Below are 16,601 nucleotides of genomic sequence, written 5' to 3' on the forward strand. Positions count from 1 at the left end.
CAGAACCCCCTCATCCGCCCTTCGGGCACCTTCTCCCACGAGGGGAGAAGGCGATCGGGGCACGATCGAGTCACAGGGCCTTCTCCCTTGATGGGAGAAGGTGGGCGAAGCCCGGATGAGGGTGGAGCCAAGCCCACCCCCGTTTCATCAGATGCCCAGCTTCGGAACGTCGAGCCAGCGACGTTCTTTCCAGCTTTCGAGGCCGAGCATTGCGAGTTGCACACCCTTGGCACCGGCTTCGAGGCCATAGGGCCACGGCGCATCCTCGGCGACGTGCTTGAGGAACATCTCCCACTGCGCCTTGAACCCATTCTCGGCCGGCACATTGTCCGGAACCTCTTCCCAGTCGTCGAAGAAGTTCATGGTCTGCGGCTGATCAGGGTTCCAAACCGGCTTGGGTGTGTTGACCCGATGCTGGGTGAAGCATTTGTGGAGACCTGCAACGGCCGAGCCATGCGTGCCATCGACCTGGAAGGTCACGAGATCGTCGCGGCGGACGCGTACATCCCAGCTCGAATTGATGTGGGCGATGACCCCACCTTCGAGTTCGAAGGTCGCATAGGCCGCATCATCGGCATCGGCGGTGTAGGTATTGCCCTTTTCGTCGACGCGCTCGGGGATGTGGGTGGCGCCGAGGCAGCTGACCGCCTGGACCTCGCCGAACAGATTGTCGAGCACATAGCGCCAGTGGCACAGCATATCGAGGATGATGCCGCCGCCGTCGTCCTTGCGGTAGTTCCAGCTCGGGCGCTGCGCAGGCTGGCCCCAGTCGCCCTCGAACACCCAGTAGCCGAACTCGCCGCGCACCGACAGGATGCGGCCGAAAAAGCCGCTGTCGCGCAGCATTTTCAGCTTCAGCAGGCCCGGCAGGAACAGCTTGTCCTGCACCACGCCGTGCTTGATGCCCGACGCCTTGGCCTTCTTGGCGAGCGCCACCGCGACCTCGAGATCGTCCGAGATCGGCTTTTCGCAATAGACATGCTTGCCGGCATCGATGGCCTTCGACAGCAGGTCGGCCCGCATCTGCGTGGTGCCGGCATCAAAAAACACCGTGTCGTCAGGGTTTGCCAGCGCCGCATCGAGATCCGTGGTCCAGCGCGCAATGTCGTGCTTTTCGGCAAGACGGCGGATCTTGTCCGCGTCACGCCCGACGATGATAGGGTCGACGATCAGCCGGTCCCCGTTCGACAGCACGACGCCGCCCTGCGCCCGGATGGCGAGGATCGACCTTACCAGGTGCTGATTGTACCCCATCCGCCCGGTAACACCGTGCATGATCAGCCCAAGCCGACGCTCGGCCATGATCTTTCCTCCCCGTTATCTTTGTAACCGCTTGGTTACATAGTCTGCCAAGTGACGCGACGCGCGTCAAGCGCGACCGAAGTTCTAGAGTCCGAGCACCAGCTTGAGCCCGATGACACCAAGAAAAATCAGGATCAACCGGTCGAAGGCCTTGGCGCTGAGCTTGCCGGCGAGCCACTGCCCCACCGGCATGAAGACGATGATCGGAATCAGCGCCAGCACCCCCTGGATCAGCCAGTCCGTCTGCATGACGCCCGAAACGATGAGCGAGACGAACTGCACCACGCCGAACCCGAGGAACATCGCCGACACGGCAAACACATGCGCATCTCGATCGAGCTTCATGGCATGGATGAAGGTGACCCCGAGCGGCGCCGAGATGCCCGTGGCGCCCTGCAGCATGCCCGCGCCGAGACCGACCGGCAGCGCTGCCTTGCGACCGAGGTCCTGGCTGACGACAAAATTCGGGTTGGTCAAACGCAAAACGATATAGACGATCAACAGCACACCTAGGCTGAACAACAATTGTCGTTCCGGCAGACTGACGAGCAGCCAGGTGCCGAGGACCACACCAACCAGCCCTCCTGCAACGATGGCCGGCAGGAACCGGACCCGCGCCTCGCCCCGCACGGAGCGAAACCGCCAGACCTGCGCGACATTGGTGACAAGGATCGGGATGGTAAGAATGGAGATGGCGTGCTGCAGGCCGAAAAACGCCGTCAGCGCCGGCAGCGCCACGAGCGGCAGCCCCATGCCCGTCGCGCCCTTGACCAGCGCGCCGCCCGCCAGCGCGGCCGCCATGATGAGATAAATTGTAATGTCCACGATGCCCTCCGGCACCGGTGGTAGCCAGTTCGGCCGCCCCCGTCACTGAGTTTTTCGCCAGTTAACAGCCCAGTTCTAACCGGCGGCTCAATTGCCATGACAACGCGCATCATTTGGACTTACAGGCGAACCAACTGGTTACAAACTTGACAGTCGCAACGCCGTAACCTCACTCTGCTGGATGGCGGATGCCAACGAGCATGTCGCCAAACAGGAGGAGACAGAATGACTCGTGTGCTTTGCACGGCGCTAGCCGTATCTGCCTCGGTCGTGGCGATGACCGCGTCCGCAGCCTTTGCCCAGGACTGGCAGCCCGACCGTCCGATCAACATCATCGTGCCTTGGGGCGCCGGCGGATCGACCGATCAGGTGACCCGCGTCACCGCACCGATCCTGTCCGAAGCGCTTGGCGTCGAGGTGATCGTCGTCAACCAGCCAGGCGCCTCCGGCGCCATCGGCACACAGGAAGTGCTCAACGCCCCGCGCGATGGTTACACCTGGACAGCCAACGCCATCGCCAACAATGCGACCTATTCGGTGACGGGCCTGCTCGAGGACACCAATATCGACGACTGGAACATCTACCTGTCGGTCGCGAACGTGCCGGTGGTCAGCGTGCCAGCCGACAGTGAATTCGAGGATTTCGGTCAGTTGCTCGAGGCGCTGAAGAGCCGCGGGCAGGACATCACCATTGCCACGGCAGGCGTCACGTCGTCCGGTGGCACGGCGATCGCCGCGCTCAGTGACGAAGCCGGCTTCGACTACAACATGATCACCTATGATGGTGGCGGGCCGGCCGCGATTGCCACCGCATCCGGTGAAGCGATGGTGACGACCCAGCTCGCGGTGGAACAGACCGAACTGATCCGCGGCAACCGGCTGCGCGCGCTTGCCGTGCTGTCCGACCAGCCGTTGAGCCTTGAAGGCGTCGATCCGATCCCGCCGATCACGAATTGGCTGCCCGATATGGATCTGGCACCGGATTATTTCGGCATCTTCATTCCGGCCGGCGTGCCCGATGAAGTGATCGCCACGATGGACAAGATCTGGGCTGATCAGGTGCAGAACTCGGACGCGATCAAGACCTACGCCGAAACCTTTGGTGCCGTCTTTGCGCCGTCATATGGCGACGAAGCACGGGCTCTGGCCATGCCGGTCGTCATTCTCGAGGCCTGTTCTTCGGTCGAGCGTGGCGAAGCGGTCAATGACCCCTCGACCATCGGCATCGACTGCGAAACCCGCACCGAGACCAAATAGTCGCAGCAATTCCTGCTCCGGGCCGGCGACACTTCCGCCGGCCCGGCCACTGACATTTGTTCCCTGGCCGGTACCCCATGACCAATCCCGACGCAGACGACGGTGCTGCCGTCGCAACGCCGCCTGAATCCATCTCGGATCCAATTGCCGACGCGCGCATGAACCGCGCCGACCTTGTCGCCGCCCTGTTTCTGTTGGCGCTTGGCGGTGCCATGCTGTTCGGCGCCTGGACCATGGACCGGCTCGAAATCCGGCGCATCAACCCGCTGACCGCGCCGGGGCTCGTGCCCGGCCTGCTGAGCCTGGCGCTTATCCTATGCGCCGCCATTCTGGCCATTCGCTCGATCCGACGCGCCGCCCCGGGCGGCTGGGCAGCTCTCCGCGCGGCACTTGTGTCCCGCAGCGCGCAGCGCGCCGGAATCGTCATCGGGCTGGTGCTGATCTACACGCTGGGTCTCGTCGGCAGGATCCCCTTCTGGGCCGCCACCGGTCTGTTCGTCTTCACCTTCGTCATGGTGTTCGAGGTGTGGATCGCCGACCCCAAGCGCCCCATCCGGGTCTCGCTTCCCTGGGCTGCCGGGCTGGCGATTGTCACGGCCGCCGTCGTGACCCTCGTCTTCCAGTACGGCTTCCTCGTCCGTCTGCCATAGAGAGCCCGCAGCATGTTTGACGGCCTAGGATTTCTCGCTACTGCACTTGCCGGCTTCCTGACCCCGGTTTCGCTATTCAACATCGCCTGGGCGACCCTGCTCGGCATCGTGGTCGGTGCCCTGCCCGGGTTGACGGCCACCATGGCGGTCGCGCTACTGGTGACGCTGACCTACAAGATGGATCCCAGCCAGGCGATCCTGAGCCTGATGTGCGTCTATTCCGGCGCCATCTATGGCGGCAGCCGCACAGCGATCCTTCTTGCCATTCCTGGCACACCGGCCAGCGCCGCAACAACGCTGGACGGCCATCCGCTGGCGCTGCAGGGCAAGGCCGGCCGAGCCATGGGCATCGCCACCGCCTCGTCGGCGATGGGCACCGTGATCGGCATCGTCTTTCTCGCGCTGATCGCCCCGCTGCTGGCAGAAGCCGCGCTGAAGTTCCAATCCTACGAATTCTTCTGGCTGGCCCTGTTCGGCGTCGTGATCTCGGGTCAGATGACCGCCGTCGATGACCCGCTGAAAGGCTACATCGCCGGCATATTGGGCCTGATGGTCGCCATGGTCGGAATGGAGGGGCTGCACGCCTATACACGCTTCAGCTTCGGCATCACCGCGCTGAGCGGCGGCGTCGACCTGATCCCGGCGATGGTCGGCGCCTTCGGCCTGGCGGAGATCCTCGGCGTCATGAAGCGCCGGGCCAGCGCCCAGGTCGTCACCTCGACGGACCGCGTGATACCGCGACTTCGTGACCTCACCCCGCACTGGGTGACCACGCTGCGCTCGGGCCTGATCGGCACCTTCGTCGGTATCGTTCCCGGCGTGGGCGAAGACGTCGGCGCCTGGGCGTCCTATGCGGCCGCCAAACGATCCTCGAAGCATCCTGAAAAATACGGCCGTGGCAGCCTCGAGGGCCTCATCGCGGCGGAAACCGGCAATTCCGCAGTGGTGCCCGGCGCGATGATTCCAACACTGACGCTGGCCCTGCCCGGCTCTGCTGCAGCTGCGGTGCTGATCGCAGCGATGTTCATCCACGGGATCCGGCCTGGCCCACTGCTGATGACCGAGAACCCGAGCTTCCTTTACGAGATCGTCGCCATCCTGCTGTTGTCGACTCTCGCCTTCACCATTTTCGGCCTGTCGCTGACACGCCCGCTGGTCAAGGTGCTGCAGGTCCCGCGCGAACGCTTGATGGCCGTGGTTTACGTGCTGTGCGTGGTCGGTAGTTTCGCCATCACCCAGCGCATGTTCGACGTCTATGTGATGCTGTTCTTCGGCGTCGTCGGCTTCATCCTGCGCGAAATGAAATACCCCATGGCACCTTTGGTGTTGGGCATCATTCTGGGACCGCTGCTCGACGACAATCTTCGGCGTGGCCTGAAGATCACCAACGGCGATCCAAGCCCGTTCTTTACGCGGCCAATCAGTCTCGTCATCATGCTGGTGATCATCGCCACTGTGCTGATGTCGATCCCTGCGGTAAAGCGGGGGTTCTCAACCCTTTTAAGACCGAAAGCACATGGACGCCAAAGCCCCTGACGCAACAGTTCAGACCCGACGTCCGCGCGATTCGGCGCGAACCAAGGCCGCCATTCTGAAGGCAGCCCGGGACGAGTTCTGCGAACAGGGATTCAATGGCGCGCGGGTCGACGCGATCGCCGCGCGGGCCAAGGCAAACAAGCGGCTGCTTTATCACTACTACGGCAACAAGGAAGCGCTGTACCAAACGGTTCTTCTGGATGCTTACAAGGAAATCCGCAACGGCGAGCGCGAGCTGTCGCTGCGCCAGCACCACCCGGTGGAGGCCATCGACAGGATGGTCCGCTTCACCTTCCGGCACTTTCTGGCCAACCCCTGGTTCCCCCGGCTTCTCGCTGTGGAAAACCTGCAGAACGCACGGTTCTTGAAGCAGATTACCGATCTGCCGGCGCTGCATTCACCACTGGTGACCGAACTGCAGGACATCATTCGCCGCGGTGGCGAGATGGGCGTATTTCGTCCGGATGTCGACCCCATGCAGCTGTATATTTCGATCGCTGGACTTGGCTATTTCTACGTATCCAACATCAAGACTTTGTCGGTCATCTTCGATCGCGACCTCAACGATTTCGCCGCCATCCAGGAGCGCGAGGCCCAGGCCGTACAGATGGTGATCGACTATCTGCGCGCCGGCCATCGTCAAGGCGAATAAGTTTTCCCTTCGGCTGCAACTCCCGCTTGACACCGATGGGTCGACGCGCACTAAATGTAACCAACCAGTTATATAGCGCCATCAAGAGCGCATCAGATTTCAGGCGGCGACCGCCGCCCGCACCAGCAGAACGGGAGGACTGCAATGACCATCAGACTCAATCGCCGCCATTTCCTGGCGGGAACCTCGGCACTCGCCGCGGCGTCGGCTTTCGGGCCGGCTTTCGCGCAGAGTTCCGACCTGCGCCAGCTGTTTTGGGGCGGCCAGAACCGCGCCGAGCGCACCTATGGCGTGAACGACCTGTTCGCCGCCTCCGCTGATGGCGTGCCGGTGGAAGGCAGCGTCCTCAGCTGGGGTGACTACTGGACCAAGCTGGCGACCGAAACCGCGGGCGGCAACGCCCCCGACATCGTCCAGATGGACTACCGCTACATCGTCGAATACGCCAAGCGGAACGCCATTGCGCCGCTCGACGACTATGTCGGCTCGCAGCTCAACCTCGATGACTTCGACCAGGACCAGCTCGAGGGCGGCAAGGTCGACGGCAAGCTTTACGGCATCAGCCTCGGCGCCAACTCCGTGGCCCAGCTGGTGAATCTGGCGGCCTTCGAGGAAGCCGGCGTGGAGCCGCCGAATCGCGACACGACCTATGACGACATCTTCGCCATGGGCGAGGCGTTCAATGCCGCCAACATCCGAGACGGCATGAAGGTGATCTCCGACGGTTCCGGCGTCGAGCCGATGCTCGACAACTGGCTGCGCCAGAAGGGCCTTGCGCTCTATACGGCCGACGGCAAGCTCGGCTTCGGTGAAGACGAGGCAGTCGCCTGGTTCCAGCTGTGGGACAAGATGCGTCAAGCCGGCGTTTGCGTCGACGCTGAAACCCAGGCGCTCGACCAGAACGGCCCGATGGAGACCACGATGGTGGTGTCCGGCTACGCGGCCATGATGCCGTCGAACTCCAACCAGCTCGTCGCCTATCAGTCGCTGATGACCGACCCGCTGACCATCACCAGCTACCCGCGCATCGCGCCGGGCGCCGGTGGCGGCCATTACCGCAAGCCCTCGATGTTCTTCTCGATGGGTGGCGGCATCGCCGACGAGGCACTGGCCGCGGCCTATATCAGCTTCTTCGTCAACGACGTTGAGGCGGGCAAGATCCTGGGTGTCGAGCGTGGCATTCCCTGCGCCGCGCACGTGCGTGAAGCAGTGGCCCCGACGCTGGACGAACAGAGCCAGATCGCGCTCAACTTCGTGTCGAACCTTGGCGACCTGCTCGGGCCGCTGCCCCCGCCGCCGCCGCCGGCTGCCGGTGAAATCGACTCGTCGCTGCTGCGTCCCGTCAGCCAGGAAGTCGCCTTTGGTGCCCGCTCGCCAGAAGATGCCGGCAAGTACTTCGTGAAAGAAGCCGCCGCCATTCTCGAGCGCGCAAGCTAATACGGGTTAGACGATGGCCGCTACCTCTATGACGTCAGACACCTCAAGGGGTGCGGACACTTCATCAAGCTGGTCGAGGGCGTGGGAAAACCACGCCCCCGGCTACATGTTCCTGATCCCATGGTTCATCGGCTTTTTCGGCCTGACCCTGGGCCCCATCATCTATTCGTTCTATCTCAGCTTCACCAATTTCGACCTGCTGACAGCGCCGGAATGGACGGGGCTGGACAACTACATCCGCATGTTCACGGCCGACCCGAAGTTCCTGACTTCCATGCGGGTCACCCTGTTCTTCGTGGTCTTCTCGGTGCCGCTGAAACTGGCTTTCGCGCTGGGCGTCGCGCTGCTGCTCAACCGTGGCATGCGCGGTCTGCCGGTCTATCGCGCGGTGTTTTACCTGCCCAGCCTGCTCGGCGCCTCGGTGGCGATCGCCATTCTGTGGCGGCAGATCTTCGCCCGCGACGGGTTGGTCAACCAGCTGCTGGCGCTGGTCAATATTGACGGGCCGAGCTGGATTTCGAACCCCAAGCACTCGCTGTGGACCCTGGTCATCCTCGCCGTTTGGCAGTTCGGCTCACCGATGATCATCTTCCTCGCCGGCCTGCGGCAGATCCCGCAGGATCTGTATGAGGTCGCAAGCCTCGACGGCGCGTCCAAGTGGCGGCAGTTCTGGAAGATCACCCTGCCGATGCTGACCCCGGTGGTGTTCTTCAACGCCATCATCCAGACCATCGACGCCTTCAAGAGCTTTACCCCCGCCTACATCATTTCCGGCGGCACGGGCGGGCCCATCAACTCGACCCTGTTCTACACGCTCTACCTCTACCAGGAGGCGTTCCTGTTCTTCCGCATGGGCTATGCCTCGGCACTGGCCTGGGCGCTGCTGGCGATCGTTGCGCTGTTCACCGCCTTCTCCTTCCTGACCTCGAAATACTGGGTGCACTACGATGACTGACGTGCACAAGCTCACCGTCGTCGGCGAAGACGACCCGGCTCTCCGCGCCCGCCGCCGCTTCATGTCGGTTGCCGCCCATGTGCTGCTGATCGGCGTGTCGATCATGATGCTGTATCCGCTGTTGTGGTTGCTGGCGTCATCGTTCAGGCCGGAAAACGAAATTTTCGGCTCTGGCATCTCGCTGCTGCCTTCGTTCAGCTGGAGCCTTGATTCCTACTTCCGCGGCTGGAACGGCCTGCGTGTCAGTTTCACGACCTTCTTCGCCAACTCGCTGACCATCTCGATCCTGTGCGTGATCGGCAATGTGCTGGCCTGTTCGCTGGCAGCCTATGCCTTCGCCCGGCTCGAATTCGCCGGCCGGCGTTTCTGGTTCGCCATGATGCTGATGACTCTCATGCTGCCCTATCAGGTGACCCTGATCCCGCAGTATGTGCTGTTCCTCAATCTCGGCTGGGTGAACACCTTCCTGCCGCTGATCGTGCCGAAGTACCTGGCCTCCGACGCCTTCTTCATCTTCCTGATGGTGCAGTTCTTCCGCGGCATCCCCAAGGAGCTGGATGAGGCGGCGCGCATGGATGGCGCCAGCCCGTGGCGGATCTACTACAAGATCATGCTGCCGCTCTCGATGCCGGTGCTGGCGACCGCAGCGATCTTCACCTTCATCTGGACCTGGGACGACTTCTTCGGGCCGCTGATCTATCTGAGCGAGCTCAAGGACTACACCGTCATGCTCGGCCTCAGGACGTTCACCGACTCGACCGGCGAGTCCGACTATGGCGGGCTGTTCGCGATGAGCGTGCTGAGCCTGGTGCCGATCTTCGTGTTCTTCCTCGCGTTCCAGCGCCTTCTGATCGAAGGCATTGCGACGACAGGCATGAAGCGCTGAGCGGCCTCCCCTCACTCTCAATTTGTTAGCAAGTACCCCAAGATGAGCATCAAATTTGCCGCCATCGGCCTCAACCACAACCATATCTACGGTCAGGTTGCGTGCCTTCTGAATGCCGGCGCCGAACTGGTCGCCTTCCACTCGCCCGAAGAGGATCTCGCCAAGGAATTCGGTGAGAAATTCCCCCAGGCCAAGCGCGTCGCCGACCGGCGCGAAATTCTTGACGATCCGTCGATCCTCATGGTGCTGACGGCCGCCATCCCGGCCGAACGCGCCGGCATTGCCATCGAGGCCATGCAGCACGGCAAGGACGTGATGAGCGACAAGCCGGGGATGACGACCTTCGAGCAGCTCGACGAGGTCAAGCGCGTCCAGGCCGAAACCGGGCGCATCTATTCGGTGTGCTATTCCGAGCATTTCGAGACCCGCTCGACCGTCAAGGCGGGCGAACTGGTCGCTGCCGGCGCCATCGGCAAGGTGGTGCACACGCTCGGCCTCGGACCACACCAGATCCGTAACAACTCCCGCCCCGACTGGTTCTATCAGCGCGAGCGCTACGGTGGCATCCTGTGCGATATTGGCGCCCACCAGTGCGAGCAGTTCCTGTTCTTTTCGGGCACCGAGACCGAGGCCGAAGTCATTTCGGCCACCGTCGCCAACCGCGGCAATCCCGACCGGCCCGGCCTGCAGGATGTCGGCGACATGCACCTCAAAACGCCCAACACCACGGGCTATGTGCGGCTCGACTGGTTCACCCCGGATGGCCTCGGCACCTGGGGTGACGGGCGGCTGACCCTGCTCGGCACCGAAGGTTATATCGAACTGAGGAAATACATCGATATCGCTGGTCGCCCCGGCAAGGACCACCTGTTCCTCGTCGACAAATACGGCGCCCAGCACATCGACTGCACGAATGTCGAGCTGCCCTATGGCCCCGCACTGATCTCCGATGTGCTGAACCGCACCGAGACGGCGATGCCGCAGGCGCGCTGCTTCAAGGCAATGGAACTGGCGCTGAGCGCCCAAAAACTGGCTGAAACCGGCACGGAGTGGCAGCAATGAGCAAGATCTACAACGTTGCTGTCGTCGGTGGCGGTATCGGACGCAGCCATATCAGCGAGGGCTATGTGCCCAACGCCGACCGCTTCAAGGTCCTGGCGATCTGCGACCTCGACGAAGAACGCCGCAGCAAGCTAGTCGACGAATTCGACATCGAACGCAGCATCGAGAATTTCGATGACCTGCTGACCATGGATGACATCGACATCATCGATATCTGCACGCCACCGATGGTGCATCTGCCGATGATCCTCGCGGCGCTGAAGGCCGGCAAGCACGTCGTGTGCGAAAAGCCCCTGGTGGGCTCGCTGGCCGACATCGACGAAGTGATCGAGGCGGAAAAGGCCAGCAGCGGCCGCCTGATGCCGGTGTTCCAGTATCGCTTCGGCAACGGCATCCAGCAGGCCAAGGCGATCATCGACGCCGGCATTGCCGGAAAGCCCTATGTCGGCACGGTCGAGACGCTGTGGAAGCGTGGCGCCGACTACTACTCGGTGCCGTGGCGCGGCAAGTGGAAGACCGAACTCGGCGGTGTGCTGATGGGCCATGCCATCCACCCGCACGACATCTTCACTTATCTGATGGGCCGGCCGAAATCGCTGTTCGGGCGCACGGCGACCCGAGTGAACCCGATCGAAGTCGAGGATTGCGTTTCCGCCTCTCTGGAAATGGAATCCGGTGCGCTGGCAAGCTTCACAGCCACGCTGGGCTCCGCCGACGAGATCAGCCGCATCCGGCTGGCCTTCGAGAACGTCACCATCGAAAGCGACCACGCGCCCTACAATCCCGGCGCGGCGCTGTGGAAGATCCTGCCGCGCAATGACAAGGCCAAGGCAGAAATCGACGCGCTGCTCGCTGACTGGCAGGACGTGCCGGCGCGCTTCGGCACCCAGATGTACCGCTTCTGGGATGCACTGGAGACCGGCGGCAAGCTGCCGGTGACCAGCGCGGATTCCCGCCTGGCGCTCGAAATCGTCACCGCAATCTATCACTCGAACGAGACCCATGAAGAGGTTCAGTTCCCCGTGGGCGCGGCGCATCCGAAATATCAAAGCTGGCTGCCCGAGGCGTTTCGATGATGGGGACATACAGCAGCCTCATGGTCCGTCAGGACTTGCATGAGGATGTCGGAGGGTCTGCGCAGACCCTCATCCCGGGCCCCGCAGAGGACGGGTTTCGGGCAACACGGACCGGAGGAAACAGCTGATGGCAACAAGCGTCGAACTGCGCAAGGTCGTAAAACGCTACGGTGACGTGGAGGTGATCCACGGCGTCGACCTGACCATCGATCCGGGCGAATTCGCTGTCTTTGTCGGCCCTTCGGGCTGCGGCAAGTCCACCCTGCTGCGCATGATCGCCGGGCTGGAGCCGATCAGCGGCGGCGACATGATGATCGACGGCCAGCGCATGAACGAAGTGCCGGCTGCCAAGCGCGGCATCGCCATGGTGTTCCAGTCCTATGCGCTCTACCCGCATATGAGCGTCTACCAGAACCTGGCCTTCGGCCTCGAAACGGCAAAGCTGCCCAAGACTGAAATCACCCAGCGGGTGAACCAGGCGGCAGCCATTCTGCAGATCGAGCCGCTGCTGAAGCGCAAGCCCAAGCAACTGTCGGGCGGGCAGCGTCAGCGCGTGGCCATCGGCCGTGCCATCGTGCGCGAGCCCAATATCTTTCTGTTCGACGAACCGCTGAGCAATCTCGACGCCGAATTGCGTGTGCAGATGCGCGTCGAGATCGCCAAGCTGCACAACGACCTCGGCAACACCATGATCTATGTGACCCATGATCAGGTGGAGGCCATGACCATGGCCGACAAGATCGTCGTGCTGCAGGCCGGGATCATCGAGCAGGTCGGCGCCCCGCTGGACCTCTACAACAACCCACGCAACCGCTTTGTCGCCGGCTTTATCGGCTCGCCGAAGATGAACTTCCTCGAAGCCAAGATTGATGGCAGCGACGCAGCCGGCACCAAGCTGATCACCGGCGGCAGCAGCGTGGTGGTCAACCGCAAGCTCGATGCCACTGGCGATGTAACCTTTGGCGTGCGGCCAGAGCATATCGGCATCACTGAAGGTTCGGGCGTGCCGCTGGCCGATGTGACTGTCGACCTGGTGGAGCACCTTGGCGGCCAGACCATGGTCTATGCCCGCACCGCGGACGGACAGAGCCTGACCATCGTCGTCGACGGGCAGGTGCAGGTCGCTCCGGGCGGCAAGCTGGCGACCTATGTGGACCCCGCCCGCTGCCATGTCTTCGCAGCGGACGGGCGCACGCTCTAGCGGCTAGTCCTGCCCCGCCAGCAATTCCGCATTGCCGCCACTGGCGGTGGTGTCGATGCACACATGCCGCTCGAGGATCAGCAGTTCTGCGTCCTCGGGCCGCGTGATCAGCGGAATGATAGCGCCGTCGCGGCGGCTGAGGGCCTGCCGCCAGGGCTTGAGCTGATCGTCCTCGCCGAAATGCATGATAGCGTCGACGCCGAGTCCGGCTTCGATGGCGGCGGGGGATAGCTTCTTGTCCATGCCGCCGATCGGCTCGCCGTTCTTGCCCAGTCGATCCGCCACATCCTGAGCGCCCTTGCACACGACCAGGACGCCATTGCCCTGCTGTAGCGCCAGCGTGGCCTGCATCTCGGCGGCTTCGGTGTCCGGCCCGAGACATAAGACGATACCGCGCGGCCAGGTGTAGAGCGTGTTGCTCTCGCCCGTCGGCCCCGGCATCTGCCGGGCCTTCGGCGTGATCTGCAGTTTGTCGAGCGCGATGCGCACCTGATCCACCGCCGCGATGGCGAACCCGATGGAGAGGCCCGACAGCGGATTGGGCGTCGAAGACGGCGCGTAGCGCGTCGGCGCGCGCCACATGCGGCGCAGGTAGTTTGGCCCGCCGGCCTTGGGCCCGGTACCGCTCATCCCCTCGCCGCCAAACGGCTGTGATCCGACGACGGCGCCGATCTGGTTGCGGTTGACGTAGATATTGCCGGCCCGAACGGTTTCCGCCACCTCGTCGACCCGCCCGTCGATGCGGGTATGCAGCCCGAACGTCAGGCCATAGTGCGACGCATTGATCGCATCGATCACCGCGTCGAACGCCTCGGCCTTGAAGGTCGCGACATGCAGCACCGGCCCGAAGGTCTCTTCTTCGAGATCGCCAATGCCATCGACCTTCAGCGCCACGGGGGCAACGAAATGCCCGCTCTCCGGCGCCGAAACGCGATGCAGCAGGGCGCCGCGTTCAGCGAAGCCAGCGATATAATCCTCGAAGCGCTGCTGCGCCTTGGCGTCGATCACCGGGCCGATATCGGTTTCGAGCGCCCAGGGGTCGCCGAGCTGCAACTCGTCCATCGCGCCATAGAGCATTTCCAGCACGCGATCGGCGGCGTCTTCCTGCACATAAAGGATGCGCAGGGCCGAGCAGCGCTGCCCCGCCGACTGGAACGCCGAAGCCAGGATGTCGCGCACCGCCTGCTCGGGCAGTGCGGTTGAATCGACGATCATCGCATTGAGCCCGCCGGTCTCGGCGATCAGTGGTGCGCCGGGCGCCAGATGGTCGGACATGGCCTGGTCGATACGCTGCGCAGTCGGATGCGAGCCGGTGAACACGACGCCATCGATCCGCGGATCGGAGACCAGCGCGGTGCCGACCACAGCGCCGGCACCCGGCAGCAATTGCAGCACCTCTTCTGGCACTCCGGCCTGATGCATCAGCCGTACCGCTTCTGCCGCGATCAGCGGCGTCGCTTCGGCGGGCTTTGCCAGCACGGCGTTGCCGGTGACCAGCGCTGCAGCGATCTGGCCAGTGAAAATCGCGAGCGGGAAGTTCCAAGGCGAGATGCAGGTGACGACACCGAGCGGCGCGCGCGTGTCGCTGATCGATTCCGCTTCGTCCGCATAGTAACGCAGAAAGTCGACCGCCTCGCGGATTTCGCCCACGGCGTCCGCGATGGTCTTGCCGGCCTCGCGGGCGCACAGCGCCAGAAACAGCGGCGTGTTGCGCTCGAACAGATCTGCCGCATGGCGCAGCATGATGGCGCGTTCGCTGACCGGGCGCGCGGCCCATTCGGGCGCCGCATCCTTGGCGCTGGCAATGGCCAGTTCGACCGCCTGGGGCCCTGCCCCGATGGCTTCGCCGACGGGCGTACCGGTGGCCGGGTTGGCGATCTCGAACCGGGTCAGCATCTCCGCATCGGCATGCTGATCGGCCGGCAGTGGTGGCACGGTGAATTGCCTGTCAGCAAAGGCATCGCGCGCGGCCAGCAGCTCGGTGACGGCGATCGGATCGGTCAGATCATGGCCCTGCGAATTGCGCCTTGCCGGCGCGAACAGTTCGGCTGGCGGCTTCACCCGCGATTGGGCCTTGGCGACCTCGACAAAGGGATCGGCGACGACATCGGCCGCCGGCACGTCACGATCGGCGATCATGTTGACGAAGCTGCCATTGGCCCCGTTCTCGAGCAGGCGGCGGACGAGATAGGCCAGCAAATCGGCATGACGGCCGACCGGCGCATAGATCCGCGTGCGCGTCTTGTGGGTCTTGGACAGCACTTCGTGTAGCCGCTCGCCCATGCCATGCAGGCGCTGGAACTCCCAGGCGTCGTCAGGCACTTCCATCGCCTTGGCGAGATGCATGACGGCAGCGACGGTATGCGCGTTGTGCGTGGCGAATTGCGGATAGAGGCGGTCGCGACGCTCGAAAAGGCGGCGGGCGTTGGCGATATAGCTGACATCGGTGGCGGCTTTGGTGGTGAAGACGGGGAAGCCATCGAGCCCCATCACCTGGGCGCGCTTGATCTCATTGTCCCAATAGGCGCCCTTCACCAGGCGTACCATCACCCGGCGATCATACTTTTCTGCAAGCGTGTGCAGCCAGTCGATGACATGGCTGGCGCGCTGGCCATAGGCCTGCACCACGACGCCGAACCCATCCCATCCGGCAAGACGATCATCGGACAGAACCGCGGCGATCACGTCGAGCGACAGATCGAGCCGGTCGGCCTCCTCGGCATCGATATTGAGACCGATGTTGGCGCCGCGCGCCATGAGCGCCAGCGCCAGAACGCGCTCGACCAGTTCGTCCATCACCCGCTCGCGCTGGGTGAACTCATAGCGCGGATGCAGCGCCGACAGTTTGACCGAGACGCCCGGGTTGTCGCGCACCGAACCATCGGTGGAGCGGGCAGCGAGCACGGCCAGCGCCTCGGCATAGGCCGCGCGATAGCGTCTGGCGTCCTCGGCGGTGCGGGCCGCTTCGCCCAGCATGTCGTAGGAGTAGGTGTAGCCCTTGCGCTCCGCCTTGCGCGCCAGATCGGTCGCCTCGTCGATATCGCGCCCGAGGACGAACTGGCCTCCGAGGATCTTCATCGCCTGGATGACCGACGAGCGGATCACCGGCTCGCCGATGCGCTGGACGAAGCCACGGATCAACCCGGCGATGCCGGCGCCGGAATCGCGCAGCACTTCACCGGAAAGGGTGAGCGCCAAGGTGGAGACATTGACCAGCGGACTGTTGGCGCGGTCGAGATGCTCGTGCCAGCGGCTGGTGGCGATCTTGTCTTCGATCAGCTCGTCGATGGTGGCGTTGTCGGGCACGCGCAACAGCGCCTCGGCGAGGCACATCAGCGCGATGCCCTCCTGGGTCGACAGCGAGTATTCCGCGAGAAAGGACTCAAGCATGCCAGCGGAGGAGGCATTGCGAACGGTTTCAACGAGCTTTGTGGCCTCGGTGCCGATGGCATCACGTGCCGTGTCGTCGAGGTCGGCATCGGCAATCAGCCGCGCCACCGTATCGTTCTCATCGGCAAGTAGGGCCGCGCGCATGCGGCCGCGGAGCTCATCGAGCTGCTGCATAAACATCTCCTGGACCGAATTTTGCCAACAGGTCTGATTTGTGTGTGGAAAATGTGATGCTCAAGCCTCATCGGCCATAAGAGCGAAATCTACGGCGAATGGCGGCAACCTATCGTCCCGAACGCGATGAATTGCCAGCGAAAACGGCACGGGGCGGGTGCGGCCTGATGGCTCGCCCCCGCCCCGTGGCATGAGGTC

13 protein-coding genes are annotated in these 16,601 nt (G+C 63.4%); 10 read left to right on the plus strand and 3 right to left on the minus strand.

Annotated elements, in window-relative coordinates; genetic code table 11:
• Positions 1 to 147 precede the first annotated feature (147 nt).
• Positions 148 to 1,302, minus strand: a complete 1,155-nt coding sequence (locus ACN0TK_RS04645) for a Gfo/Idh/MocA family protein (protein WP_417308287.1) — start codon at positions 1,300 to 1,302, stop codon at positions 148 to 150.
• Between the two features lie 84 nt (positions 1,303 to 1,386).
• Positions 1,387 to 2,127: a sulfite exporter TauE/SafE family protein gene (locus ACN0TK_RS04650; RefSeq protein ID WP_417308288.1), complete on the minus strand. Its 741-nt coding sequence runs from the start codon at positions 2,125 to 2,127 to the stop codon at positions 1,387 to 1,389.
• Between the two features lie 225 nt (positions 2,128 to 2,352).
• Between ACN0TK_RS04650 and ACN0TK_RS04655 the strand changes: the two genes are divergently transcribed.
• The 10 genes from ACN0TK_RS04655 (at position 2,353) to ACN0TK_RS04700 (ending at position 12,839) form a co-directional block, all read left to right on the plus strand.
• Positions 2,353 to 3,384, plus strand: a complete 1,032-nt coding sequence (locus ACN0TK_RS04655) for a Bug family tripartite tricarboxylate transporter substrate binding protein (RefSeq protein WP_417308289.1) — start codon at positions 2,353 to 2,355, stop codon at positions 3,382 to 3,384.
• Positions 3,385 to 3,461: 77 nt separating this feature from the next.
• Entirely contained in the window at positions 3,462 to 4,034 is a 573-nt protein-coding gene (locus ACN0TK_RS04660; RefSeq protein WP_417308290.1) for a tripartite tricarboxylate transporter TctB family protein, read from the plus strand.
• 12 nt (positions 4,035 to 4,046) lie between these two features.
• Complete coding sequence (locus ACN0TK_RS04665) at positions 4,047 to 5,570, plus strand: tripartite tricarboxylate transporter permease (protein WP_417308291.1); 1,524 nt, start codon at positions 4,047 to 4,049, stop codon at positions 5,568 to 5,570.
• On the plus strand, positions 5,551 to 6,222 hold the full coding sequence (locus ACN0TK_RS04670) for a TetR/AcrR family transcriptional regulator (RefSeq protein WP_417308292.1): 672 nt from the start codon (positions 5,551 to 5,553) through the stop codon (positions 6,220 to 6,222). Before ACN0TK_RS04665 ends, ACN0TK_RS04670 begins: the two co-directional genes overlap by 20 nt.
• Positions 6,223 to 6,366: 144 nt before the next feature.
• Positions 6,367 to 7,659 carry an ABC transporter substrate-binding protein gene (locus ACN0TK_RS04675; RefSeq protein ID WP_417308293.1) on the plus strand — a complete coding sequence of 431 codons (1,293 nt, stop codon included), beginning with the start codon at positions 6,367 to 6,369 and terminating at the stop codon, positions 7,657 to 7,659.
• A 28-nt stretch (positions 7,660 to 7,687) separates the two neighbouring features.
• Positions 7,688 to 8,614 carry a carbohydrate ABC transporter permease gene (locus tag ACN0TK_RS04680; RefSeq protein ID WP_417308443.1) on the plus strand — a complete coding sequence of 309 codons (927 nt, stop codon included), beginning with the start codon at positions 7,688 to 7,690 and terminating at the stop codon, positions 8,612 to 8,614.
• Between the two features lie 61 nt (positions 8,615 to 8,675).
• The gene (locus ACN0TK_RS04685; protein WP_417308444.1) at positions 8,676 to 9,500 is read left to right on the plus strand and encodes a carbohydrate ABC transporter permease; all 825 of its coding nucleotides are present in this window, start codon (positions 8,676 to 8,678) and stop codon (positions 9,498 to 9,500) included.
• A gap of 42 nt (positions 9,501 to 9,542) precedes the next feature.
• A complete protein-coding gene (locus tag ACN0TK_RS04690; RefSeq protein WP_417308294.1) occupies positions 9,543 to 10,562 on the plus strand; it encodes a Gfo/Idh/MocA family protein in 1,020 nt (339 codons plus the stop codon).
• On the plus strand, positions 10,559 to 11,638 hold the full coding sequence (locus tag ACN0TK_RS04695; RefSeq protein WP_417308295.1) for a Gfo/Idh/MocA family protein: 1,080 nt from the start codon (positions 10,559 to 10,561) through the stop codon (positions 11,636 to 11,638). The genes ACN0TK_RS04690 and ACN0TK_RS04695 overlap by 4 nt, the downstream gene beginning before the upstream one ends.
• Positions 11,639 to 11,765: 127 nt before the next feature.
• Complete coding sequence (locus ACN0TK_RS04700) at positions 11,766 to 12,839, plus strand: ABC transporter ATP-binding protein (RefSeq protein WP_417308296.1); 1,074 nt, start codon at positions 11,766 to 11,768, stop codon at positions 12,837 to 12,839.
• Between the two features lie 3 nt (positions 12,840 to 12,842).
• Here ACN0TK_RS04700 and putA read toward each other — a convergent pair whose 3' ends face one another.
• Positions 12,843 to 16,409: a bifunctional proline dehydrogenase/L-glutamate gamma-semialdehyde dehydrogenase PutA gene (putA, locus tag ACN0TK_RS04705; RefSeq protein ID WP_417308297.1), complete on the minus strand. Its 3,567-nt coding sequence runs from the start codon at positions 16,407 to 16,409 to the stop codon at positions 12,843 to 12,845.
• Positions 16,410 to 16,601: the final 192 nt, after the last annotated feature.

Source organism: Devosia sp. (assembly GCF_048261455.1).
GTDB lineage: Bacteria > Pseudomonadota > Alphaproteobacteria > Rhizobiales > Devosiaceae > Devosia_A.

Coding starts and splice junctions, on each gene's coding strand:
- ACN0TK_RS04655 (WP_417308289.1), top strand. CDS start 2,353: ATGACTCGTGTGCTTTGCACGGCGCTAGCCGTATCTGCCTCGGTCGTG.
- ACN0TK_RS04665 (WP_417308291.1), top strand. CDS start 4,047: ATGTTTGACGGCCTAGGATTTCTCGCTACTGCACTTGCCGGCTTCCTG.
- ACN0TK_RS04645 (WP_417308287.1), bottom strand. CDS start 1,302: ATGGCCGAGCGTCGGCTTGGGCTGATCATGCACGGTGTTACCGGGCGG.
- putA (WP_417308297.1), bottom strand. CDS start 16,409: ATGTTTATGCAGCAGCTCGATGAGCTCCGCGGCCGCATGCGCGCGGCC.
- ACN0TK_RS04675 (WP_417308293.1), top strand. CDS start 6,367: ATGACCATCAGACTCAATCGCCGCCATTTCCTGGCGGGAACCTCGGCA.
- ACN0TK_RS04690 (WP_417308294.1), top strand. CDS start 9,543: ATGAGCATCAAATTTGCCGCCATCGGCCTCAACCACAACCATATCTAC.
- ACN0TK_RS04660 (WP_417308290.1), top strand. CDS start 3,462: ATGACCAATCCCGACGCAGACGACGGTGCTGCCGTCGCAACGCCGCCT.
- ACN0TK_RS04670 (WP_417308292.1), top strand. CDS start 5,551: ATGGACGCCAAAGCCCCTGACGCAACAGTTCAGACCCGACGTCCGCGC.
- ACN0TK_RS04695 (WP_417308295.1), top strand. CDS start 10,559: ATGAGCAAGATCTACAACGTTGCTGTCGTCGGTGGCGGTATCGGACGC.
- ACN0TK_RS04685 (WP_417308444.1), top strand. CDS start 8,676: ATGTCGGTTGCCGCCCATGTGCTGCTGATCGGCGTGTCGATCATGATG.
- ACN0TK_RS04680 (WP_417308443.1), top strand. CDS start 7,688: ATGACGTCAGACACCTCAAGGGGTGCGGACACTTCATCAAGCTGGTCG.
- ACN0TK_RS04700 (WP_417308296.1), top strand. CDS start 11,766: ATGGCAACAAGCGTCGAACTGCGCAAGGTCGTAAAACGCTACGGTGAC.